Source organism: Paraburkholderia sp. BCC1876, assembly GCF_902833695.1.
GTDB lineage: Bacteria > Pseudomonadota > Gammaproteobacteria > Burkholderiales > Burkholderiaceae > Paraburkholderia.
In genome coordinates this window covers 441010-464769 of sequence record NZ_CADFGI010000005.1, presented here as the reverse complement: position 1 = coordinate 464769, position 23760 = coordinate 441010, and the positions used below count along the sequence as shown (strand labels likewise).

The window sequence follows — 23760 nt, the reverse complement described above, 5'->3', positions numbered from 1 at the left end:
GAACGCGTTATTTAAGCCACCTTCCTTCGCACGATGGAGCCACTGTGATTCGACACGGCCTTGGTGGCCTGCTGCTGGCGCTGAGTTGTCTGAGTAGCGCTTTCGCCGCGGGTCCCGACTGTTCGCGTACCTTTACGCTCGCGTTACACGATCATGGCCTGCTCTATTCCGTGGACACGGACAGCGGGATCGACAAGGATTTCGCCGACGAACTGACGCGCCGCAGCGGCTGTCAGATCCGTGTCAGCCTCATGTCGCGGGCCAGAATCTGGAAGCTGATCGAATCCGGCGGCCTCGATTTCAGCCTGTCCGGCATTGCCAACGACGAGCGCAATCAGTACGCCGACTTCGCCTGGTACTTCAGCAACAAATACTATTTGCTGGTGCGCAAAGACGCCGGCATCCAGCGGCCGGCCGATTTCGAGCGCAACCGTCAATTCCAGCTCGGCGTGATCCGCAGCTTCCGCTATAGCCAATCGGCGAACCGGCTGGTCGACACGCTGGCCGCGCAAAACCGCGTCAGCCAGGCGGGCGGCCTGGATCCGCTGTATCAGGCGCTGATCCTCCGGCGCATTCAAGGCATGATCATCGAGCCTTTCGATTACCCTGCAATCGACGAAAAGAAAATCCGCGACGTGACCACTATCGTGGAGTTCGACGATCCCGCCGTGCCTCACGGCCTGATCATGTCGAAGCGGGCGTTGTCGCCGGTCGAGCGGGCCAAATGGCGCGCGCTGGTCGATGAAATGCGCGCGGACGGCACCGTGCGGCGCCTGTTCGAGAAGTATTTCAAACCCGACCTCGCCGATGCGATGGTCGATTTCCCGACGCCGCCGTGAGTTGGGCGCGGATCGCCGTTCTGCCGGTGCTGGTTCTGACGGCCGCGCTCAGCGTTACGTGGGTGCTGTGGGACCATGAGCGGCAAGCCGCGCGTCATGAACTGCTCACGCAGTTCGACTTCTCGCTGGGCGATGCCGTCAGCCGCATCGAACAGCGCATGGGCACGTATGAGCTGCTACTGCGCGGCGTGCAGAGCCTGTTCGCCGCCGGCGGCGAGATGGACCGCGAGCGCTTTCGCGACTACGTCGACACGCTCAATCTCGACGCCAACTTCTCCGGCATTCAGGCCATCGGTCTGGTTGCGTGGGTGCCGGCGGCGCAAAAGAACGATCACATCGGCGCCATGCGCCGGCAAGGCCTGCGCGGCTACACCATTCTCCCCGAAGGCGCGCGCGACGATTACGCGCCCGTCATTCAGCGCTCGCCGTCGGTCGGCCTGAACCGCATGGAGCCCGGCTTCGATGCATGGGCCGACCCGGTGCGCCGGCGCGCCATGGAGCAGGCGCGCGATTCCGGTATGGCGACCGTCTCCGGCAAAGTCAGTCTGGTGGTGGACACCGAGACCAACGCGCGCCCCGGTTTCATCATGTATCTGCCGGTTTACGCGCGCGGGCAGTCGCAGGAAAGCGTCGCCCAGCGCCGCGCGCACCTGGTCGGCTGGGTCTACGCGTCGTTCCGCATGCACGACGTGATCGCCAGCCTGTATGGCGAGCAGCCGCCGGGGCTGTCGATTGCGATATACGACGGCGTCGAACCGTCGTCCGCAGCGCTGCTGCATAGAACGCCGGGGTCGGCCGGGCATCTGCCTACCGACATGTCGGCCAATGAATACCTGGTGGTCGGCGGCCATGACTGGACGCTGACAATGAGCGCTCAGGACGACTTCAAAGCCCGTTTCGGCCGCAACGCCGCGCTGCAGATCGCCGCCACCGGCACGGGCCTGAGCCTGCTGCTGGCGCTGCTCACCTGGCTCATGATGACCGGCCATGGCCGTGCGCTGCGGCTCGCTTCGTCGATGACCCGCGAACTGCGCGAGAGCGAAGCGAAGTTTCGCGCGATCGCCGATTGCACGGTCAACTGGGAAGTCTGGTGGGGCCCGGACAGCAAGCCGCGCTGGATCAATTCGTCCGTGGAAGAGTACATCGGCTATACCGTCAGCGAATGCATGGCGATGCCCGACTTTGCCGGCACGGTGATTCATCCGGCGGATATCGCGCGCGTCGTACCTGAAATTCAGAAGGGCCTGCGGGGCATTCGCGGCGACGACCTCGAATTTCGTTGCGTTCGCAAGGATGGCGCGTTGATCTGGCTGTCCGTTTCGTGGGTGCCGATCAGCGACTCCCGAGGCAATGGCATCGGCTTTCGCACCAGCGGCCGGGACATCACCGAACGCAAACACGCGGAGGCCGAACTTCGGATCGCGGCGGTGGCATTCGACTCGATGGAGCCGATGATGATCACCGACTTCGGCGCCAAGATCCTGCGCGTGAACACGGCCTTCACCGAGTGCACCGGCTACACGCCCGAAGAAATCGTCGGCAAAACGCCGCAGGTGCTCCGCTCGGATCGTCACGACGTCGCGTTCTTCCGCACCATGTGGGAAACGATTCATCGTGCCGGCGGCTGGCAGGGCGAAATCTGGGACCGCCGCAAGAACGGCGAGGTTTACCCCAAATGGCTGACGATCTCCGCCGTGATGGGCGAGAACGGCATTGTCAGCCACTACGTTTGCACCCACCACGACATTACCGAGCGCAAGATCGCGGAAGAGCGCATCAAGGAACTCGCGTTCTTCGACGCGCTGACCCGTTTGCCGAACCGCACCTTGTTGCTGGAGCGCCTGAAGCAGGCGATGACGGCGAGCGCCCGGAGCGACGCATGCGGCGCGCTGCTGTTCATCGATCTGGATCACTTCAAGACGTTGAACGATACGCTGGGTCACGACAAAGGCGACCTGCTGCTTCAACAGGTGGCGCAGCGTCTCGCTGTCAGCGTCCGCGAGACCGACACGGTGGCGCGGGTGGGGGGCGATGAGTTCGTGGTGGTGCTGGGTAATCTGCACGAAGACCGGCAGCAGGCGGCCGAACAGACCGAAGCGCTCGGCGAAACGATTCTCGCCGTGCTGGGCAGTCCGTATCAGCTCGGCGAGATCGAATACCGCAGCACCGCGAGCATTGGCGCGACCGTGTTCATCGGTCATCAGGCGTCGATCGACGAACTGCTGAAACAGGCCGATCTGGCCATGTACAAATCCAAGGAACGAGGCCGCAACGCGGTGCGGCTGTTCGATCCCGACATGCAGACGGTCGTCATGGAGCGGGCCGCGCTGGACGCGGGGCTGCGCACGGCGATTGAAGAGAACCAGTTCCTGCTGTATTACGAGGCGCAGATCGACGCCGACCGGATCACCGGTGTCGAAGCGCTGGTGCGCTGGCAGCATCCGCAGCGCGGCATCGTGATGCCGGCCGATTTCATTCCGGTCGCGGAAGAAACCGGCTTGATCCTCGCGTTGGGGAGCTGGGTCCTGGAGGCGGCCTGCGCGCAACTGGCGGCGTGGGCAACGCAAGCGGACATGGCGCATCTCACGATCGCGGTCAATGTCAGCGCCCAGCAGTTCCGCGAGCCGGACTTCGTGGACAAGGTCGTGGCGATCATCGCTAGAACCGGCGCGCGGCCCAACCGCCTGAAGCTGGAGTTGACGGAAAGCGTGCTGGTGGACAACGTGCAGGACATTATTCAGAAGATGGCGGCGCTCAAAGCGAGAGGCGTCGTGTTTTCGCTCGACGATTTCGGCATTGGCTATTCGTCGCTTTCGTACCTGAAGCGCTTGCCGCTGGACCAGTTGAAGATCGACCGCTCGTTCGTGCGGGACGTGCTGGTCGACCCCAACGACGCCGTGATCGCCCGGACCATCGTGGCGCTCGCGCACAGCCTCGGCTTGGGCGTGATCGCCGAGGGCGTGGAGACCGAGGCGCAACGCGACTTCCTTGCGGCGGCCGGATGCCACGCGTACCAGGGTTATTACTTTTGCCGCCCGCTGCCTGTCGAGGGCTTCGAAGCGCTATTGAGGCGGCGCGAAGCGCGTCCTTGCGTGGCCGAATAAACCTGATACCTGTCATTCAACACGGCTAGCCGGATTCGCGGATGAATGTAAAGCTCGCGATACGGACGCCGGTCGAGGTCGGCGCCCGTGCCTGATGGTGCGGATTCAGTCGCCGGTCCACACCGTGGTAGCTGTCATTTTCCTTTCGTCGAGAATGTGACGGGACGTAGTAACGTATGGGAGACTTGATCTCTTCCGCCCGGCCACATTGATTTTGAGGCATTTATGTCCAGGGACGTAGACACAATCACCGATGAGCGGGTCGCCGCGATCGCCGATCGCATGGTTGACGAAGACAAACGCGTCTCGCCCGTCGCCATCTGGAAAGAACTCGAAGGCGGTTCGCTGGTTGCGATCGTCGAGGCTTTGCAACGCTGGCGCGAAGCGCGTGTGCCCAGCACACCCGACTTGCAGGTCCAAAGCGGCTTGCCGACCGGCGTGGCCGAAACGATCATGAGCGCCGCGGATCGTATCTGGAGCGCCTCGCAGGACGAAGCGGAGAAAGCGTTCAACCAGCGCCTCAGCGCGCTCAGCGAGCACCTCGACGCCGCGCTCTCCGAACGCGACGAGGCGTTCGCCGAGTATCAGAAGACCATCGAAGAAGTCGAAGCGGGCCGCGAGCGGCTCGCCGCACAAACACGTGCGCTGGCCGCGTCGGAAGACACGGCCTTGAGCCTCGGCGCGGAACTGGTGGCGGCAAGCCGTCGCGCGGAAGCGTGCGACGCGCGCATCGAGGAACTGGAGCAGCGCGCGCTGGCGGACAACGCCAGGCTCGAAACCGTCCATGCGACGCTCGACGCGGAACGTCTGGCGCGTGAAGAACTGGTGGCGGCCGCGGCAGGCAAAGACGACGAGATAGCGCGGCTCACGCAGGAGCGCGATCACGCGCAGCAGCAGATCGTGACGTTGGGCGAGGCGTGTCAGGCGAAATCGGACGAAGCGGACCGATGGTCGCAGGACGCGGTTGCGGCAACCTCGCGCGCGCAAACCGCCGAGGCGCGCATCGAAGACCTGGAGCAGCGCGCATCGGTTGAAAACGCCGCGCTGGAAGCGACCAAAGCGACGCTGGACGACGAACGTCAGGCGCGCGAAAAGTTGATCGCGGTGGTGTCGGGCAAAGACGCCGAGATCGCTCGCGTCACGCAGGAACGCGACCACGCGCAGCAACAGGTCGCCACGTTGGACGACGCGTGTCAGGCGAAGTCGCAAGAGGCGAGCCGCTGGTCGCAAAACGCGGCGGCGGCCACGGCGCGCGCGCAAGCCGCCGAGACGCGCATCGAGGAACTGGAGCAGCGCGTGTCGGCGGAAAGCGCCGCGCTGGAAGCCACCCGCACGACGCTTGAAGAAGAGCGTCACGCGCGTGAAGCGCTGATCGTGGTGGTCGCGGGTAAAGACGCAGAGATCGCGCGCGTCACGCAAGACCGCGATCGCGCGCAGCAGCAGGTCGCCACGTTGGACGAGGCGTTGCGGGCGAAGTCGGAAGAGGCGGACAAGTGGTCGCTGGACGCCGCCGCGGCGACGACACGCGCACATACCGCCGAGGCGCGTATCGAGGAACTGGAGCAACGTGCGTCGGTGGAAAGCGCCACGCTCGCGGCCACGAACGCGATGCTTGAAGAAGAGCGCCAGGCTCGCGCGGCATTGATCATGGTGGTGGGCGGCAAAGACGCGGAGATCGCACGCGTCACGCAGGACCGCGATCATGCGCTGCAGCAGGTCGCCACGTTAAACGACGCATGTCAGGCGAAGTCGGAAGAGGCGCAACGATGGTCGCAGGACGCGGCGTCGGCCACGTCGCGCGCGCACACCGCCGAGGCGCGAATTCAGGAACTGGAGCAGCGTGCGTCTGAAGAAATGGCAACGCTTGAGGCCACCAGGGTCACGCTCGAAGAACAACGCCAGGCGTATGACGTATTGAACGAACTGGTCGTAAGCAAAGACGCTGAGATAACGCGAGTCACGCAGGAACGCGATCACGCGCAGCAGCAGGCTGCCACGTTGAGCGACACCGGGCAGGCCAGGTCGCAAGAGGCGGAACGCGCCGCGCAGGACGCGGCGACGGCCACGTCGCGCGCGCTAGCCGCCGAGGCACGCATCGAGGAACTGGAGCAGCGCGTGTCGGCGGAAAGCGCGGCGCTCGCCGCCACCCAAACCACGCTCGAAGAAGAACGCCAGGCGCACGAAGTACTGACCGAGCGTGTCGCCAGTAAAGAGGCCGAGATCGCGCGACTCACGCAGGAACACGATCACGCGCAGCAGCAACTCACCGCGCTGGACACCACCCGTCAGGCGCAATCGGCGGAACTCGACGCGAGCCGCGAACACGTCGGCACGCTGACCGCGGCCGCTGAAGCCGCGAGTGCCGAGCTGACGCGACTGTCGCAGGAAGCCACCGCCGCGAAGGAACGCGCGGACGCCGCCGAACAGCATGCCGCCCAATTGCAGCAACGCATTGCGGAGCGGCCGCACGCCGCCGCCAAACACAATCGACGCCACCCGCAGCCTGGCGTCAAAGAGGACGAGACCGACAGCGCCGAGGAAATCGCCGCGCTGCAGCGTCAGGTGGCAGCGCAAGCCAAAGCGCACACCAAGGCCTTCGACGAGCTTCACGCGAATGCCGAACAATGGGTGGCGCATGCGAAGGATCTCAAGCAACGCCTCGGTCTCGCGAGCGAGCGGATCATCTTCATCGACGCGCGCAGCACCGGAGAAGTGGTGCTGGTTCGTCGGCTCGCGTCGGAACTGGAGCGCCTCAAGCCGGATCACGAGTTGATATCGCGCGACATGCAGCAAAAACTGATCGGCGCGACGATGGCGCAGCAACTGGCGCAGAAGGGCTACCGTTACGACGCGACCACGGCGGTCATGTCGAAGATTGAGCGCTGATCGATCTGCTTATGTGTCCGTCTTCCCTTAGCGAACCTTCCCGTTCGGCTCAAGACGAGCCGGTAGCGCAGCCGGATCCGTCGGCGAGATTTGTCGACGCGCTGAACAAGGTGAAGCCGCTGCTCGACTTGCAGCCGCCGTTGCCGCCCAAGGAACTAGCCGAGGCGTTGCAACTCGCGGCCGTCAGTTCGCTTGGTCTGGGCGATCTCGCCGACGCCGAGGCTTACTGGCGTCGCGCTATCGAAACGAATCCGCGTTTCGCGGACGCGTACCTGAACCTCGCCACCTTGCTGAAGGGCCTCAACCGCCTGGCTGACGTGGAAGCGTTATTGCGGCAATTGCTCGACGTGTGCCCCGATCTCGCGGACGTTCACAACCAGCTCGGCTCACTCCTTCAGGACCAGGCGCGCATGGCCGAAGCGGAAGCGGCGTATCGGCAAGCGTCGCGCATTCTGCCTGATCGCCTCGAGTTTCATTACAACCTCGGCACTGTGTTGAGACCGCTAGGCCGCTGGAGCGAAGCCGCCGATGCCTATCGGCGCGCTATCGCACTGCGTCCCGATTTCGTGATGGGGTACAGCAACCTCGGCAACATCCTGAAGGAACTGGGCCGTCTGACGGATGCGGAGGCCGCCTACCGGCAGGCGCTTGCCGTTAGCGATGACTATCACATGGCGCGGTTCGCGCTGGCCACGCTGCTGCTGAGCATGGGGCGCTTCGACGAAGGCTGGCGGTTGCATGACGCGCGTCATGCGGACCCTGGGTCGATGCAACATAAGACGCAGAAGGTCGTCGGGCGTCCGCGCTGGCAAGGCGAATCGCTGGTGGGGAAAAAACTGCTGGTCTGGCAGGAGGGCGGACTCGGCGATGCGATTCATTTCGGCCGCTATCTGCCGCTGCTGAAGGCGCAAGGCGCGGCGCAGGTCGCGTTTGTCTGCGCTGCGTCGCTGCATCGGCTGTTCGCCACGGTGGAGGGCGTCGACGTGGTGTGGACGCACGAGGCGGGCTGGGCCGCGGCGTCGAGTTACGACTACTGGACGAGTCCGTTGAGTGTGCCGTTTTACCTGCGGACAACGACGGAAACGATGCCGCCGCCTCTTCGGCTGAACCTCGATCCCTCACTCGCCGACGTCTGGCGCGAGCGCCTCGCAACACTTCCCTCGGGCCGCAGAATCGGACTCGTCTGGAAAGGCAATGCGCTCCACCAGAACGACGCGAACCGCTCACTGTCGTCCCTCGCGATGCTCGCGCCGCTTTGGCGTTTGCCTGGTGTGAGCTTCGTGAGTCTGCAAAAAGGCGACGGAGAGGACGAGGCGCAATCGCCGCCCGCCGAACAGCCGCTGCTGCATCTCGGTTCTGCAACGAAGGACATGGCCGATAGCGCCGCGATCGTCGCGCAACTCGATCTGGTGATCTGCGTGGATACGGCGATTGCGCATCTCGCGGCGTCGGTCGGTACGCGCTGCTGGGTGATGTTGCCGGAGCAGTCCGTCGACTGGCGCTGGATGCTCGAACGCGACGACTCGCCGTGGTATCCGGAGACGATCCGGCTGTTTCGTCAGCCTTTGGGTGGACGTTGGCCTGCGGTGATCGAACGGGTACGGCAGGCCTGTGCCGAGGTGTTTGAAGCGTAATTCAAGGGACGGCCCGAAAACTGTCCCAAGGCGGCTCGTCGCCAAACGCGTCGACCAGGCAATCGATAAACCGCCGCACCTTCGAAGGCACGTAACGCGCGGACGGATACACCGCGTGAATCGTCAACTCGGGCGCTCTGAAACCCGGCAGCAGCACGACGAGATTGCCCGCCTTGATGTGCTCGCCGAATACGAAAGTGGGACCGTACGCAATGCCGATACCGGCGAGTGCGCCCGCCACCAGCATCTGCATGTTGTTGGCCTGCATTCGCAGCGGGCCGCCGATCACGTGATAGCGATCCTGCTCGTCCAGCAACGTCCATTCGCCCGCCGACACGGCCTCGCTGAACGCGAGACGCGGCGCACGAGCCAGATCGCCGGGCGTGTGCGGCACGCCTTCGCGCGCGAGAAAAGCCGGCGACGCGCAGATCACCATCCGGCAGGGCGCCAGCCGACGTGCGACGAGTTGCGAGTCCGGTAATCGGCCAATCCGGATCGCGACGTCGATGCCGTCGTTTTGCAGATCCACGTAGCGATCGTCGAGCGCAATGTCGATGTCGACGTGAGGGTGGTCGCTCAGATACCGCGTGACGACATCCCCCATATGCATCGCGCCGAACGTGACCGGCGCGGCGACGCGCAGCATGCCGCTCGCGACCCGCTGCGCGTCGCTCGCCTCGCGGTTGGCGTCGTCGAACTCGTCGAGAATGCGCTTGCAGCGGGCGTAATACGCGCGGCCGGCGTCCGTCAGGCTCAGGCTGCGGGTACTGCGTTGTAACAGGCGCACCTTGAGTTCGGCTTCGAGCCCGCTCAAATGCTTGCCGGCCATCGACGCCGATAAGCCGAAGCGCCGGCCTGCCGCGACAAGGCTGCCTTCGTCGACCGCGGCGACGAACACCGCGATGCTGGCGAAACGATCCATGGCGACTCCAGTCGATAGTTTTACGATCGAATCATGATAATGCAACCGGGATTATCGCGAGACACGATTAAATCTACCATCGAACTCAATGCCTGACGACGGGCAGAGACAGGCTCAACGCGCAGGGAGTTTCAAATGAAAATCGACTCGAATGGTGTACGGATTCACGTGAGGGAACTGGGTTTCGACGACGGCGGCGACACGCCCGCTCTTGTGTTTCTGCATTACTGGGGCGGCTCGTCGCGCACGTGGCACGACGTGATCGCCGCGCTGCCGAACGTGTACCGAACGGTCACGCCGGATCACCGCGGCTGGGGCGATTCGGACAAGCCGGCCGCCGGATACGCACTCGCCGATCTCGCCGACGACGCTCAGCGCGTGATCGAAGCGCTCGTGCTACGGCGCTTCGTGCTGGTCGGCCATTCGATGGGCGGTAAGGTGGCGCAGTTGCTGGCGGCGCGCCGTCCGCAAGGTCTGGCCGGTCTCGTGCTGGTCGCGCCGTCGCCGCCGGTGCCGTTGCAATTGCCGGCCGAAGCGTTGGCGCAGATGGAAAGCGCTTATGCCACGCCGGCTTCGGTCGAAGCGTCCATTGACGGCATGTTGTGCGCGAAACCATTGAGCCCCGCGCATCGCCGGCAAGTGATCGAAGACAGCTTGCGTGGCGCGCCCGAAGCGAAGGCCGCGTGGCCGCGAGCCACGAGCCGTGAAGACATTACGCGTGAAGTCGCCTCGATCGATGTGCCGACCACGATCATTGCCGGCGAACTGGATCGCGTGGATAGCGTGGCGGTGCTGCAGCGGGAAGTGCTCGGCCGCATTCCGCACGCGGTGATGCATGTGCTGCCCGGTGTCGGGCATTTATCGCCGCTCGAAGCACCGGCTGAAGTCGCAGAGCGGATTCACGACTTCGTTCGGCGTCTCGCGCGCGTTGAGCACGACGCGTAACGGGTAGGCGGGAGTACCGGGGCGCTTTTTCGCCAGCCCCGGCTGCTCTTTTACTTCACGCCGTGTTTCGCCTGCCAACGTTGCATGAACGCGATTTCATCGTGCTGGGCCTTGATGATGTTGCGAGCCAGGCGCTTCAACTCCGGGTCCTGGCCGTATTTCAATTCCACTTGCGCCATTTCAACCGCGCCCTGATGGTGCGGAATCATATGCGCGACGAAATCCTTGTCGGTGTCGCCGGTGTAGGCGGGCGCGCTCATGCCTTGCATCATCTTGTCGTCGGCGGCCTTGAACGCTTGCGTCGAATCGCTCGAGCCGGCGCCTGTCGAAGCCGGCATTTTCATGCCCGGCATGCCGGGCATCGTGCCGCTCTGCTGCGCGTGAACCGGCGCGGCCGCGACGGCAAACGCCAGGCCGCTGAACAGACAGAGGGCGCGAAAGGCGCGAAGGTTTTTCATGATGGATGTCCGTTAGGAAAAGGGTGTCCTGGTCGATGCGTTTATCGGCAGCGGTTCATTTCATTCAGGCTCTCGCCAACGGATGAAAACCCGCTGCCTCGATGACCTCGATGATCCGCTGCGACGATTGCGTCGACGTGACCTTGACGATTTTAACGGGGACGTCGACGTCGAGCTTCGCGGCGGGGTCGAGTTGGGTGACCGCGCGCTTGATCGCATTGGCGCATCCGCCGCACGTCATATCCGGGATTTCGAATTCCATTTGCTGCCTCCAATGAGTCGTTAATGAGTGGCCAGGACTCAAGCGTGGACCTTCCCACCGCAGTAAGGTCAAGCGTATTGGTTCATGTAGTCGACTGATATTGGGCATCACTGTATCTCGTCGCGCGAGACGCGCTTCTGGCCTTACAGTCGCCTTAATCAGCGTGCTAGACTCCGTTCCATGTCTTACTGGCGCAAACTCCTCATCGTCGTGCTGCTCGTGCTGAGCCTTCCGGTTCAGTCGTTCGCGGCCGTCTCCATGAAATGCGATTCCTCGTATTCCATCGGCGAGAGAGCGCCCGTGCGTCATGAGCCTGTTGCGAGCCAGCTTCAACATCATGACCACGCCGCGATGATGGCCGCGCAAGCCAGTGACATAGGCCATAGCGTCCATCTTCCGCATCACGGCACCGTTGGCGGCGAGCATCACGCGCACGCGTGCTCGACGTGCGCCGCGTGCTGTTTCGGCGGCGCGTTGCCGAATACCGCGGCGGCGTCCCTGTCGGTCGAGCCGATTCATTTCACCGTTCCCCTGCCTCCCGCTGTTCGTGTCGCGTCGTTTCTGACGGACGGCATCGAACGGCCTCCGCGCCTCTCACTCGTCTAGTTCTTTCGCAGCCTCGCGCTGCGTGGTTCCCATTCGCTCCGGCGGCCGGCTGCATGTCGGCGGCCGGGACGACATACGACGAGACAATTCATGCGAACGTTTATTGCGGCGCTGCTCGCCGCGACGGCAAGCTTGCCGTCGCTCGTGCACGCCCAGGCCCCCTCAGTCATTCCCGACCCGGCGGATGCCGCGGCGTCGACACCCGCGCTCAGCGCGCCGTCCTTCTTCGCGGACTACGTGAGTTACCGCGAGCCGGACGCGCCGACCTGGCAGGCGCTCAATCGCGCGGTCACGAAACCGTCGTCCGGTGACGCCGGCATGCATCACGACATGATGCATTCCATGAGCGCCAGCGCCGGCGCAGGGCATGACATGCACGGTGCTTCCCACGAGGAGCCGATGAAATGAGTCGGCCCATGTTTCCCACTTCCCGTGTATTGGCCATTGCCGCGGCGGTTTTATTGCTCGCCGGCTGCACGACGTTTTCGAAAGACGGCGGATTCGCGACCGTTTCCAGCACAGCCTCGGAACGGCTCGGCAAAGAGGCCGCGTTAATCACCACGGATCAGGACCGCAGCGCGGTCGCCAAACGCACCGATGAACTGCTGGCCAAACCGCTCGACATGGACGACGCGGTCCAGATCGCGCTATTGAACAATCGCGGCCTGCAAGGCGCGTACAGCGAGCTAGGTATCGCCGAAGCCGATCTGGTTCAGGCAGGGCGGCTGCCGAATCCTGGCTTCACGTTTAACCGCACGCACGGCGGCAACGACCTGAGCATCAGCCGCACGTTCACGCTCGGCCTCATGAACGTGCTGACGATGCCGCTGGCCACGCGGATCGAAAGCCGTCGCTTCGAGCGGACCCGTTTGCTCGCGGCGGACGCGATGCTAAAAGTCGCGGCCGATGCGCGACGCGCGTACATCAACGCGGTGGCAGCGAAGCAATCCGCGGCCTACGCGGTGCAGGTGACGGACGCCGCGCAAGCGAGCGCCGAACTCGCGTTGCGGATGCAGCAGGCCGGTCATTTCAGCAAGCTGGAATACGCGCGCGAGCAGGCCTTCTACGCGGAAACCATGGCGCAAGGTGTGCGAGCGCAGCAGGTGTCGGTGGCGGGGCGAGAGAAGCTCACCCGCGTGATGGGCCTGTGGGGCTCGCAAGCGTCGCAATACGCGCTGCCCGAACGCTTACCCGATCTTCCTCGCGAGCGTGCCGGGTTGCCCGACCTGGAGCGCTTCGCCATGACCAACCGCCTCGACGTTCAGGCGGCGAAACTGCAAACGCAAAGCGTCGCGAGTTCACTGGGCTTAAGCCAGGCCACGCGCTTCATCAATGCGCTGGACGTCGGCTATCAGAACAATTTCACCACCTCCGACGGCCGCGAGCAGGGCTACGAAATCAGCGTCGAAATTCCGGTGTTCGATTGGGGCGGCGCGAAGGTGGCGCGCGCCGAGGCGATCTATCTGCAATCGGCGAACCGGCTTGGCGAGACGGCGATCGACGCGCGTTCCGAGGTCCGTGAAGCGTATTCCGCCTATATGAGCGACTACGAGCTCGCCAGGCACTACCGAGACGAAGTCGTGCCGCTCCGCAAAACCATTTCGGACGAACTGCTGCTTCGCTACAACGGCATGCTCGCGAGCGTGTTCGAACTGCTCGCCGATTCGCGCGAGCAGATCGGCGCGGTAAATAGCGCGATCGACGCGTTGAAAGATTACTGGCTCGCCGAAACCGATCTGGAACTAGCGCTTGGCGGCCGTTTGCCGCCTGCCGCGCTGGCCGCGACACCTCTCTTACCGGCGACGCAAACCGCCTCGTCCAATGAATCCAAAGGTCAATGACATGGTGACACGTCGACATTTTCTCGGCGGCTCGGGCGCCGCTTTGCTGGGCGCGGCACTGGTCAGCAAGGCTGGTGCGGCGTCGTTGCCCGAAGCGCCCACGATGGCCACCGCCACGATGCAGCCGCCGCTCGCGCCGGCCAATGGCCGGCCTTATACACCCGTCGCCACGCTAAACGGCTGGTCGTTACCGTGGCGCATGAAGAACGGCTGGAAAGAGTTTCATCTGATCGCCGAACCCGTGGTGCGGGAAATGGCGCCGGGCATGAGCGCGAATCTGTGGGGTTACAACGGGCAGGCGCCCGGCCCGACGATCGAGGCCGTGGAAGGCGACAAGGTACGCATCTTCGTGACGAACCGGCTGCCGGAACACACCACGGTTCACTGGCACGGCATGCTGTTGCCGTGCGGAATGGACGGCGTGGGCGGTCTCACGCAGCCGCATATTGCGCCGGGCAAGACCTTCGTTTACGAGTTTCAGTTGGAGAAACACGGCACCTTCATGTATCACCCGCACGCGGACGAAATGGTGCAGATGGCGATGGGCATGATGGGCACGTTCATCGTCCATCCGAAAGACCCGGGCGTGATGCGGGTGGATCGCGACTTCGTGTTCATCATGTCCGCGTACGACATCGATCCGGGCAGCTTCACGCCGCGCGTCAACGAGATGACCGACTTCAATCTGTGGACGTGGAATGCGCGCGTGTTTCCGGGCATCGACGCGTTGCCGGTGCGCGCCGGCGACCGGGTGCGGATCCGCGTCGGCAATCTGACCATGACCAATCATCCGGTTCATCTGCACGGTTACCACTTCGAAGTGGTGGGCACGGACGGCGGCTGGATTTCACCGTCCGCGCGCTGGCCCGAGGTGACCGCGGACGTCGCGGTCGGGCAGATGCGCGCGATCGAGTTCACCGCGAACCGCCCCGGCGATTGGGCGTTTCATTGCCACAAGTCGCATCACACGATGAACGCGATGGGACACCAGGTGCCGAACCTGATCGGCGTGCCGCAGAAGGACCTCGCGCAGCGCATCAACAAACTGGTGCCCGGCTACATGGCGATGGGCGGCACGGGTGGCGCGATGGGCGGCATGGAGATGCCGCTGCCCGACAACACGCTGCCGATGATGACCGGCACCGGCCCGTTCGGCGCGCTGGAAATGGGCGGCATGTTCAGCGTCGTCAAAGTGCGCGAGGGACTCGGGCGCGACGACTATCGCGATCCGGGCTGGTTCAGGCATCCGAAGGGGACGGTGGCCTATGAGTACACCGGCGAGTTGCCGGAGGGTTGAGGTTAGGCGTCGCTTCCTGTCGATCGGCAACCTGTGATTCCAGGCCGCTGCCAAGCCCGGCTTTCACAGGTTTTTTACACCGCCGACCACGATCGTTGCCTGCTTTTTACGGCCTCTTGCGTATCGTCTGGGGTTGGCGGTTCGCCGCAACTACGATGAAATTCGCTGGAGGCTGTATGGCATTCAAACAAACGAAGGGCAACGTGACTGTCGAGGCTTGCGTGTTTCCCGCGCCGGGGCAGATGTTCAAAGGCGCGCTACGCGTGACGACCCGACGCGGCGACAAGGAGATTCAGCAAGTCATCGGGCGCGGTTGCGGCCGGCCGATGCGTAGCGCCGCCCAAGCGCTCGAACTGGCCGAAGTCGAAGCGCGCCGGATGCTCGGAGTCTGACATGGCCGCGACACCGTCAAAACAGGCCATGATGTTCCGCGGACTGTGCAAGGTCGTGGCGATTGCCTTCGTCACCAACCAGGTGCTCACGACCATTTTCACGTATGTCGCGCAGCAACTCGATTCGGCGCTGCCTCATGACACGATCTGGCTGTTTAGCTGCGTGACCTGCGGCCTGCTGACGCTCTGGCTGCAGTCCGACGCGCGCCGCGCGTTCGGCTTCGCACGCGAGAAGGGCTTCGTCAAGAAGACCGGCGACGGTAAGCAGGAACTGCGGATCGCGGAGGATTGTCCGAAGCGCTGGCTGGTGATTCTGCATATCGAGTTGAACCCCGCCGCGATCCAGGCGTAACCCGATCATGAACACCGGCCGTGAGCCGGCCTGAATCGCGCATTGCAAGATCCTCGTTAAAACCGGCCGATACTTTTACGCGCTTTTAACGCGGCATTGGATAAGCTCAAGGTATCGAATAGCGGCTACGGGTGCCCCATGATACGAATGCTGATCCCTGTCCTCGACAATGGCGGCGCGGTCGAAGCCGCACGTTACGCGGCGTTCCTGTTTCTGGAGCGCGGCGTCACCGAGGTGGAATTGCTGGAAGTGCTCGAACCCATCGATCAGGGGAGAGCGGCGGCGTTCCACTCGCGCAGCTCGCTCGTGCGGGAAGAAAAACGCGCCATGCTGAAGGCGTTAATCGACGTCCGTACGATCCTCGAAGAAGCCGGCGTGCCGTATCACTGGAAACGGATATTCGGTCACCGCACCAAAGCGATCGCCGATTACGCGGCGCTGACGCAACCCGACGTCATGGTGATCGACGCCAGCCATATGAGCTTTTTCCGCAGAATGGTCACGCTGGCTTCGCTGGCGCGCCGCACGGTCACGCCCGTGACGATGGTGCATTAACTACGTAGTCGACGCTGCTTCGTTCAACGCGTCTTTCGACGAATCGCAGTAGCGTCCCCCCGCTTTATTGCCCTGCAATTGCAGGCGCGTCGCTTTCTACTCCGTACATTCCCTCGTTTTAACACTGCTTCAACCTTCCGTCACTTCGCTTGACATTGCTTGACTGTCCCCGCTCATCGTTCTCCTGATAATGAGCCCCGGCGCGGTCGGTTGAGCGCAACGCCATCGCTGAACCCGCCACACAGGCAGTTTTTCAAATACGACGTATTACTTATCATCAACGGGACTCACCATGAAAATCACGCGCTCAGGCGTTCTCGCCGCGGCTATCGCTGCCGCTGCCGCCGTGCCGGCCGTTTCGCATGCGGCCGACGGCACGATTACCTTCACCGGTCAGATCACTAGCCAGACCTGCACGATCAGCGGCAATGGCGGCGGCAAGAACTTCACCGTCACGCTGCCGACCGTCTCGACCTCGGCACTCGCCACCGCCGGCACGACCGCGGGCCGCACGCCGTTCAACATCGCGTTGTCGAACTGCACGCCGAATTCCGGCAACGTGTCGACCTATTTCGAGCCGGGCGCCACCGTCGACACGACGACCGGCCAGTTGATCAACGCATCGGGCACGGCGACCAACGTCGAAATCGGTCTGCTCAACGGCGACAGCAGCGTGATCACGCTCGGCGCGGCACAAGCTTCGCAAAACTCGAAGGCCGTTGCGCTGGCAAGCGGTGCAGCGACGCTCAAGTATTTCGCGCAATACGTTGCGACGAATGGCGCGTCGACCGCCGGCACGGTGAATACCACGGTGCTGTATTCGATCGTCTATCAGTAAGAAAAAAACGCTACGGGGTGGCAGTCGGCGTCCTTGGGACGCCGGCTGTCGAGGAGATCGAGGCGAGTCGCGAGTTCGCCTCCAGCATCGTGCTTCAGATCGGGATTGCAGAATGACAATGCGAAAGAAAATATCAAAAGCGATGACGGTTTTCGCGTTGTCATGGTTGGCAGGCAGTGCGCAAGCGGGCGTGGTGATCAGCGGCACGCGGGTGATCTATCAGGCGAAAGAGCGTGAAGTCACCGTGAAGCTCAGCAACGAGGGCGACGCGCCGGCACTGGTTCAGGTATGGCTCGACACGGGCAATCCGAATGCGTTGCCGGACGAGTCGAAGGTGCCGTTCACGTTGTCGCCGCCGCTGTTCCGTCTCGATCCGAAGAAAGGGCAGAGCCTGCGTTTGATATACACGCAGGAGCCATTGCCGCAAGACAAGGAGTCGTTGTTCTGGCTCAACGTGCTGGAAGTGCCGCCGCGCGCAACCACGGGCACGACCGCGGACCAGCCGAATTCGCTGCAATTGGCATTTCGTTCGCGCATCAAACTCTTCTTCCGTCCGGCGGGATTGCCGGGCAATGCGGATGACGCGGCCGCACAGGTGCGCTGGAAATTCGTCCGCAAGGACAACGGCGCTTACGCGCTGGAAGCGACCAACCCGACGCCTTATCACGTGACGTTCAGCAAGATCGTCGCCACCGAGGGGGCGAGCAACTGGACGAGCGAGAAGGGCGGCATGGTCGATCCAGGCGCGAGCGCGGACTTCGACGTCGGTCGTGTGGCGCCGCTTGCCGAGGTGCCCGCGCAAGTCGATTACACCTTCCTCAACGACTACGGCGCCGGTGTCGGCGGTAAGCGTCTTCGCGACCAGACCGGCCAGTAAATCATGCGCACCCGGAAACCCTCTGCGCGACCGCGTGCCGGAACATGGTTCGCGCTCAGGCGCAGCCATGCCGTGATGCTCGGTGCGCTCGCCGCCTGGAGCACGACGCCGGCATTCGCCGACACCACCACGCTCGCCGACGTGCAGTTCAACGGCGATTTTCTGATGAAACCCAAAGGCGAGAGCGTCGACGTGTCGCGTTTCGAGCGCGGCAATCCGGTGCCGCCAGGCCAGTACACGGTGGACCTCTACGTGAACGGCAATTGGGTCGGTCACGACACGCTGCGCTTTGTCGCACGCGAAGGCGCGACGAGCGCCGCGCCGTGTTTCGATAAGCCGCTGATCGAACGTCTCGGTCTCGACTTTTCGGCACTGTCCGACAAGGGCCGCGGCGAACTCGCGAAAGCGCAGGCGGGTCAATGTGCGAACGTGGCGGCATTGGTCGACGGAGCCTCGCAATCGTTCGATCTGTCGGATTTGCGGCTCGATTTGAGCATTCCGCAAGCGGCCTTGTTGCGTAATCCGCAAGGCTATGTGAGCCCCGAATTCTGGGACGAAGGGGTGACGTCGGCCACGCTGGGCTACAACCTGAATTCGTTTCGCGTGACCGGTTCGGGCTCGGTGGCGGCCAACACGCAGACGTATCTGGGCTTGAACGGCGGCGTCAATATCGGTAGCTGGCACTTCAGGCAGAACTCGGCGCTGACGTGGCAATCGAACGGGCCGCGCACGTATCAGAACATCGCGACCTATGTGCAGCACGATTTGCCGTCGATTCGTAGCCAGTTGACAATCGGCGATGCGTTTACTGACGGCGCCGTGTTCGACAGCATCGGCATTCGCGGCGTGGAACTCGCGAGCGACGACCGCATGCTGCCCGATTCGCTGCGCGGCTACGCGCCGCTGATTCGCGGCGTGGCCATGACCAATGCGCGCGTGAGCGTCACGCAGAACGGCAACAAGCTTTACGAAACCACGGTCGCGCCGGGGCCGTTCGAAATTAACGATCTGTACGCCACCGGCTACGGCGGCAATCTGCTCGTCACGGTCACGGAAGCGGACGGCAGCCAGCATAGTTTCTCGGTGCCGTATGCGTCGGTCGCGCAGTTACTGCGGCCGGGTATCACGCGTTTCAATGTGGCCGTGGGGCAGTTGCGCGACGCGCAGATCGGCCAGCACGACAATCTGCTGCAGGGCACCGTGCAACACGGCTTCAACAACCTCATTACCGGCTACGCGGGGACGATCGTCGCCGACGGCTATCTCGCGGGCCTGCTCGGCGCGGCGGTCAATACACCGTTGGGCGCGGTCGCCGTGGACGTGACCGAAGCGCGGGCGCAGATTCGCGGCGCGACGAATACCACGGGCCAGAGCGTGCGCGTCAGCTACAGCAAGCTGGTGCCGGCCACCAATACGAATTTCACGGTCGCGGCGTATCGCTATTCGTCGAGCGGTTTCTGGGCGTTGCGCGACGCGATGCTCGCGCGCAGTCTGGTGGCCGCCGGGCAGGACCCAGACGCGGTAGACCGGCAGCGCAACCAGATTCAACTGACGATGAACCAGAGCTTCGGCAACGGCTGGGGCAACGCGTATGTGGTGGGCACGACACTCGACTACTGGAATCGCGGCGGCACCACCACGCAGTTTCAGGTCGGCTACAACAACGTGCTGCGCGCACTCGGCACCAACTTCAGCTACAACGTCTCGCTGTCCCGACAACGCGACGGCGTGACCGGACAAATGAACAATCAGATTTTCGCGAGCGTGTCGATTCCGCTCGGCACCGGCCAGCATGCGCCGACCCTGTCGACCAGCTTCACGCACAACAATCAGAGCGGTTCGTCCGAACAGGCCATGTTGAACGGTTCGGCCGGCGTGGACAACGAATTCACCTACGGCGTGACCGCGAATCATGCGCCGGGCGCGAGCACGGGCGGCGTGAACGGCCAGTATCGCAGCCCGTATGCGACGCTCGCCGGCAGCGCAAGCGGCGGCTCGGGCTACTCGCAGGTTTCGGCGGGTGTGACCGGCGCGATCGTCGCGCATCCGGGCGGCGTGACGTTCGCCAACGACCTTGGTGACACGATCGGCGTGGTCGAAGCGAAAGACGCGAAGGGCGCGCGCATCACGAACTCATCGGGCGTGCGGATCGACAACTTCGGTTATGCGGTGATTCCTTATCTGACGCCGTACAGCCTGAACACGGTCGACATCGATCCGAAGGGAATTCCGCTCGACGTCGAATTCAAGTCGACCAGTCAGCAGGTCGCGCCGCGCGCGAACTCGGTGGTGATGATCCACTTCGGTACCGTCACGGGCCGCGCGGCGGTGATCTCGGCACACTTGCCGAACGGTGCGCCGTTGCCATTCGGCGCAACGGTGTTCGACGCGAAGGGCGCGAGCGTGGGTGCGATCGGCCAGAACAGCCGCCTCTTCGTGCGCGGCGTGACCGACGACGGCGCGCTCACGGTGAAGTGGGGCGACGCGGCCGACGAACAGTGCGGCTTCGGCTATCACTTGCCGCCGAAGGGTGAGGACCGCGGCGCGTACGCGCACATCGACGCGGTATGCGGGGCCATGGCAGGCGTGGCGAACGAAGCAGGCGCGGCTTCGTCCGCGGGAGGAAAGACGCAATGAACCGGTTTCTGTCACTCGGTCTGCTGAAGAAACTGCTCGGCATGCTGACGCTTTATATCGCGGGATGCCTGGTGTTGATCTTCAGTGTGCCGGCTCACGCGGCGGCGCTGCAATGCACGATCAGCGGCTCGGCCGCGATCAGTTTCGGCACGCTGACGGTGCCGCGCGATACGCCCGTTGGCACCGCGATCGGCCCGGTGCAATCGTCGACGGTCGCGGTCAACTGTCCGTCGAATCCCGGCACGGTGCCGCCGTACAACAACGGTTGGTACATTCAGTATTACCCGCAACTGACGGGTAGCCCGGTGGCCGGCGTATGGAATACCGGCATCGCGGGTATCGGCATTCGCGTGGTCGACGTGACCTACGGCAACCGGACGCTGTCGACGCTCAACGTGGGCAGCTGGAGCGACTTCGGCGCGCCGATCACCACGACCGCGGCGTTTCAGGGCAATTTCACGTTTAGCTATCAACTGGTCAAAACGGCCGCGCAGGTGACGAGCGGCGGCGCGATCAACATTCCGCAGTTGTTCACGCTGGTGAGTCACAACATTCCGTTGAACGTGACGTCGGCGGCGCTGGTGACGATTTCGGTGAACAACACCTCGATCGTGGCGACCACCTGTACGGTCACGACGCCGTCCGTCAGTGTGACTTTGCCGACCGTCAACGCCAGCGCGTTCACGTCGACCGGCACGACGGTGGGCAATACCGCCCTCAGCATCGGGCTCTCTTGCCAGGCCGGCGCGAACGTCTACGTGACCTTGACCGATGCGACCAATCCCGGCAATACCACCAGCAATCTGACGCTGGCGAGCGGATCGACAGCGACGGGCGTGCAACTGCGTGTGTTGAACAGCGGCGGCACGGCGGTCAGCTTTGGACCCGACTCAGCGGTAGCGGGCAATCCGAATCAGTGGCTGGTGGGCGCATCGGCGAGCACTACGCGGATTCCGCTGACAGCGCAGTATATTTCGACGGGGACGGTGGGGCCGGGTACGGTGAAGGGGCTGGCGACCTTTACGATGAGTTATCAGTGAGCGTGCGTGCGCTTGCCTGACGGGTAGACCGAACACACCGTTGGACTTCCGCCCCGCCTAACCCGCCAGGTCGGAAAACTGAATGCTGGCCGCCTGGCAAGCTTCGGTAAAGACCGTGTCGTAGCTGGAGAAAAACACCGTGCGGGTTTCGCCCAGCAGGGTGAACAATTCCACCAGCACCGTACGCGCGGAGGCATCGAGTCCGCCGACCGGCTCATCCGCAATCAGCACGCTGGTTTCACCCAACACCGACGCCGTGAGGAAAATCTTCTTGCGCGTGCCGAACGACATCTGCTCGAAGCGTTTGTCGAGATGCGGCGTCAGTCCGAAACGGTCCGCCAGATCCAGCGTAGTGGCGCCGACCGTGGTTTTTCTCGCGGTTGCCACGTCGTTCAGATAGGCGCGGCCGGTTTGATCCGGATACGTCATGCAGTCTTCCGGCACATACGTCAGCGCGGTTTGCGCGGCAAGCGGCGCGCTGTGCAGCGCGTGACCACCCATCCAGACATCGCCCGAATCGGCTTCGATCGTGCCGGCCAGCACGCCGAGCAGCGTGGATTTGCCGCTGCCCGATTCGTCGTTCAACGCGACGCAGCCGGCCTGACTCTCGTAGTGCAGTCCCTGAAAAATGACGCGTTCGCCGTAGCGCTTGCTGAGGTTGTCGAATCGGAGCATGGATTAAAACGGAGTCGGAGAAGAAGGGGGGCTTCGCAGCGTATCGGGCCGCGCAGTCTCTTCATGAAGTCGGCGTAGCCGGCGTGGCGCAAGTTTAGCAGCGCGGGCGGACGGTACTGGCGTGTGAGTATGCGAACACTTGCCGGCGCGGCACGGCGAATCGCTTCACGCGGTGTAAAGTTGCGCAACGTCCCGCCGTTAAAGAAGTAAAGTTCGCCTTTGTTTTCCGCCTTCCCTGACTTTCCCGACGACTCCGTCCACCCGACCTCATGCAAATTGCTGCCGGCAAAACGGCTCCGCCATCCCGCGCCGAACTCAGGCGTATCGTCGCCGCCATCGTGATCGGCAACGGCTTCGTTGCGTACGACTTCACGGTTTATAGCTTCTCCGCCGTGATAATCGGCAATCTGTTCTTTCCGTCGCATAGCCCTGCGTCGTCGTTGTTGCTCTCGCTCGCCACCTTCGGCGCCGGCTTCGTGATGCGTCCGCTCGGCGCGATCATGATCGGCCATATCGCCGACAGCCGCGGTCGCAAAGCGGGGCTCACGGTCTCGCTCACGCTTATGACGCTCGGCACGTGGCTGATCGCCTGCCTGCCGGACTACGCGTCGATCGGGCCCGCCGCGACTGTGCTGATGGTCCTCGCACGGCTAATGCAGGGGCTCGCGGCGGGCGGCGAGATCGGTCCCGCGTCGGCTTCGCTGATGGAATCGGCTGCTTACCGGCAGCGTTGTTTCATGGTGAGCTGGCGCGGCGCGAGCCAGGGCGCGGCCGCCTTCGCCGCCGCGCTGGTCGGCGCGAGCACCACGATGCTGCTGTCGCCCGCGGAAATGCATGCGTGGGGCTGGCGCATTCCGTTCGTGCTGGGCGGCCTGATCGGCCCGGTCGGCTGGTATCTGCGCCGCCGCATGCCGGCGGCCGCGCCGCAGAAACGCGCGCGGCTCTCGCCGGCGCGTATGTTCGCCGAGCATCCGCGTGCGCTGGTCTGCGGGCTGCTGATGATGGCCGCGCCTTCGGTGGGGATTTACCTTACCGTGTTTTACATGCCGGCCTACCTGGTCCGAACACTGCAGCGGCCGCCGGCGATCAGCCTGTGGACCGCCTGCCTGTCCGGCCTCGTGATTCTCGTGGTGACGCCGCTCTTTGCGCGTGCAGCCGACCGGCTCGCGAGCCGCAAGACGCTGCAATACGCGTCGCTTGCGGCGTCGCTCGTTCTGGCGTGGCCGGCGTTCTGGGCACTGACCCACGGCGCGGCCAATCTGGTTGCGCTGGCAATCATCACGACTTACGTCGCGCTGGCCGTTAACAATGCCGGCCCCAGTTCGGTGCTGATGATGGAAGCGCTGCCTGTGCACAGGCGCGCGGCCGGGCTAGCGGTGATTTACAGCTTTGGCGTGGTGCTGTTCGGCGGATTTTCGCCGTTCATCGTCACCTGGCTGATCAACCGGACCGGCGATCCGATGGTGCCCGCGTGGTATCTGATGGCGGCGACGCTGCTGACGCTGGCCGCGTTGAAGGGCTTTCCCGAGCCGGCGACGCGCGGCGCGTGCAGCGCCTGCCCGTCGCAACCGTCGGCCTGATGGCCGGTGAACGGATGAAC

General features: G+C 63.7%; 21 protein-coding genes. 17 read left to right on the top strand and 4 right to left on the bottom strand.

The genetic code is table 11. The features are described from left to right. Positions 1 to 44 precede the first annotated feature (44 nt). The 4 genes from HWY05_RS21065 to HWY05_RS21050 all read left to right on the top strand — a co-directional run bounded on the left by HWY05_RS21065 (position 45) and on the right by HWY05_RS21050 (position 8463). Entirely contained in the window at positions 45 to 839 is a 795-nt protein-coding gene (locus HWY05_RS21065; RefSeq protein WP_035555644.1) for a transporter substrate-binding domain-containing protein, read from the top strand. Further along, positions 836 to 3943, top strand: a complete 3108-nt coding sequence (locus HWY05_RS21060) for an EAL domain-containing protein (RefSeq protein WP_176059471.1) — start codon at positions 836 to 838, stop codon at positions 3941 to 3943. The genes HWY05_RS21065 and HWY05_RS21060 overlap by 4 nt, the downstream gene beginning before the upstream one ends. 225 nt (positions 3944 to 4168) lie before the next feature. Further along, positions 4169 to 6829, top strand: coding sequence for a DNA-binding protein (locus HWY05_RS21055; protein ID WP_176059470.1), 2661 nt, complete (start codon positions 4169 to 4171; stop codon positions 6827 to 6829). Between the two features lie 11 nt (positions 6830 to 6840). Beyond that, entirely contained in the window at positions 6841 to 8463 is a 1623-nt protein-coding gene (locus tag HWY05_RS21050; RefSeq protein WP_176059469.1) for a tetratricopeptide repeat protein, read from the top strand. Between the two features lies 1 nt (position 8464). Here HWY05_RS21050 and HWY05_RS21045 read toward each other — a convergent pair whose 3' ends face one another. Next, a complete protein-coding gene (locus HWY05_RS21045) occupies positions 8465 to 9385 on the bottom strand; it encodes a LysR family transcriptional regulator (RefSeq protein ID WP_176059468.1) in 921 nt (306 codons plus the stop codon). A gap of 135 nt (positions 9386 to 9520) precedes the next feature. Here HWY05_RS21045 and HWY05_RS21040 point away from each other — a divergent pair, with 135 nt between their 5' ends. Beyond that, positions 9521 to 10330, top strand: coding sequence for an alpha/beta hydrolase (locus HWY05_RS21040; RefSeq protein WP_176059467.1), 810 nt, complete (start codon positions 9521 to 9523; stop codon positions 10328 to 10330). A gap of 50 nt (positions 10331 to 10380) precedes the next feature. Here the strand turns inward: HWY05_RS21040 and HWY05_RS21035 are convergent, their stop codons facing one another. Further along, entirely contained in the window at positions 10381 to 10788 is a 408-nt protein-coding gene (locus HWY05_RS21035) for a DUF305 domain-containing protein (RefSeq protein ID WP_176059466.1), read from the bottom strand. A 64-nt stretch (positions 10789 to 10852) separates the two neighbouring features. After that, complete coding sequence (locus tag HWY05_RS21030) at positions 10853 to 11050, bottom strand: heavy-metal-associated domain-containing protein (protein WP_035555664.1); 198 nt, start codon at positions 11048 to 11050, stop codon at positions 10853 to 10855. A 180-nt stretch (positions 11051 to 11230) separates the two neighbouring features. Here HWY05_RS21030 and HWY05_RS21025 point away from each other — a divergent pair, with 180 nt between their 5' ends. The 11 genes from HWY05_RS21025 to HWY05_RS20975 all read left to right on the top strand — a co-directional run bounded on the left by HWY05_RS21025 (position 11231) and on the right by HWY05_RS20975 (position 21485). Next, the gene (locus HWY05_RS21025; protein WP_176059465.1) at positions 11231 to 11656 is read left to right on the top strand and encodes a hypothetical protein; all 426 of its coding nucleotides are present in this window, start codon (positions 11231 to 11233) and stop codon (positions 11654 to 11656) included. A 90-nt stretch (positions 11657 to 11746) separates the two neighbouring features. After that, positions 11747 to 12064 (top strand): hypothetical protein, encoded by a 318-nt coding sequence (locus HWY05_RS21020; RefSeq protein WP_176059464.1) that lies wholly within the window; start codon positions 11747 to 11749, stop codon positions 12062 to 12064. Next, positions 12061 to 13497 (top strand): TolC family protein, encoded by a 1437-nt coding sequence (locus HWY05_RS21015; RefSeq protein WP_035555677.1) that lies wholly within the window; start codon positions 12061 to 12063, stop codon positions 13495 to 13497. Before HWY05_RS21020 ends, HWY05_RS21015 begins: the two co-directional genes overlap by 4 nt. Position 13498: 1 nt before the next feature. Then, positions 13499 to 14794, top strand: a complete 1296-nt coding sequence (locus HWY05_RS21010; RefSeq protein WP_176059463.1) for a copper oxidase — start codon at positions 13499 to 13501, stop codon at positions 14792 to 14794. Between the two features lie 176 nt (positions 14795 to 14970). Next, positions 14971 to 15186: a hypothetical protein gene (locus tag HWY05_RS21005; RefSeq protein WP_035555684.1), complete on the top strand. Its 216-nt coding sequence runs from the start codon at positions 14971 to 14973 to the stop codon at positions 15184 to 15186. Position 15187: 1 nt separating this feature from the next. After that, positions 15188 to 15538 (top strand): hypothetical protein, encoded by a 351-nt coding sequence (locus HWY05_RS21000; RefSeq protein WP_244146659.1) that lies wholly within the window; start codon positions 15188 to 15190, stop codon positions 15536 to 15538. Between the two features lie 138 nt (positions 15539 to 15676). Next, positions 15677 to 16093 carry a universal stress protein gene (locus HWY05_RS20995; RefSeq protein ID WP_176059462.1) on the top strand — a complete coding sequence of 139 codons (417 nt, stop codon included), beginning with the start codon at positions 15677 to 15679 and terminating at the stop codon, positions 16091 to 16093. 292 nt (positions 16094 to 16385) lie between these two features. After that, positions 16386 to 16931 (top strand): fimbrial protein, encoded by a 546-nt coding sequence (locus tag HWY05_RS20990; protein ID WP_176059461.1) that lies wholly within the window; start codon positions 16386 to 16388, stop codon positions 16929 to 16931. Positions 16932 to 17043: 112 nt separating this feature from the next. Continuing rightward, a complete protein-coding gene (locus tag HWY05_RS20985; RefSeq protein ID WP_176059460.1) occupies positions 17044 to 17808 on the top strand; it encodes a fimbria/pilus periplasmic chaperone in 765 nt (254 codons plus the stop codon). Positions 17809 to 17883: 75 nt separating this feature from the next. Further along, positions 17884 to 20445, top strand: a complete 2562-nt coding sequence (locus tag HWY05_RS20980) for a fimbria/pilus outer membrane usher protein (RefSeq protein WP_244146670.1) — start codon at positions 17884 to 17886, stop codon at positions 20443 to 20445. After that, entirely contained in the window at positions 20442 to 21485 is a 1044-nt protein-coding gene (locus HWY05_RS20975) for a fimbrial protein (RefSeq protein WP_176059458.1), read from the top strand. Before HWY05_RS20980 ends, HWY05_RS20975 begins: the two co-directional genes overlap by 4 nt. Positions 21486 to 21542: 57 nt before the next feature. Here the strand turns inward: HWY05_RS20975 and HWY05_RS20970 are convergent, their stop codons facing one another. Beyond that, entirely contained in the window at positions 21543 to 22160 is a 618-nt protein-coding gene (locus tag HWY05_RS20970; protein WP_176059457.1) for an ATP-binding cassette domain-containing protein, read from the bottom strand. Between the two features lie 269 nt (positions 22161 to 22429). Here HWY05_RS20970 and HWY05_RS20965 point away from each other — a divergent pair, with 269 nt between their 5' ends. Continuing rightward, the gene (locus tag HWY05_RS20965; RefSeq protein WP_176059456.1) at positions 22430 to 23740 is read left to right on the top strand and encodes an MFS transporter; all 1311 of its coding nucleotides are present in this window, start codon (positions 22430 to 22432) and stop codon (positions 23738 to 23740) included. Positions 23741 to 23760 lie beyond the last annotated feature (20 nt).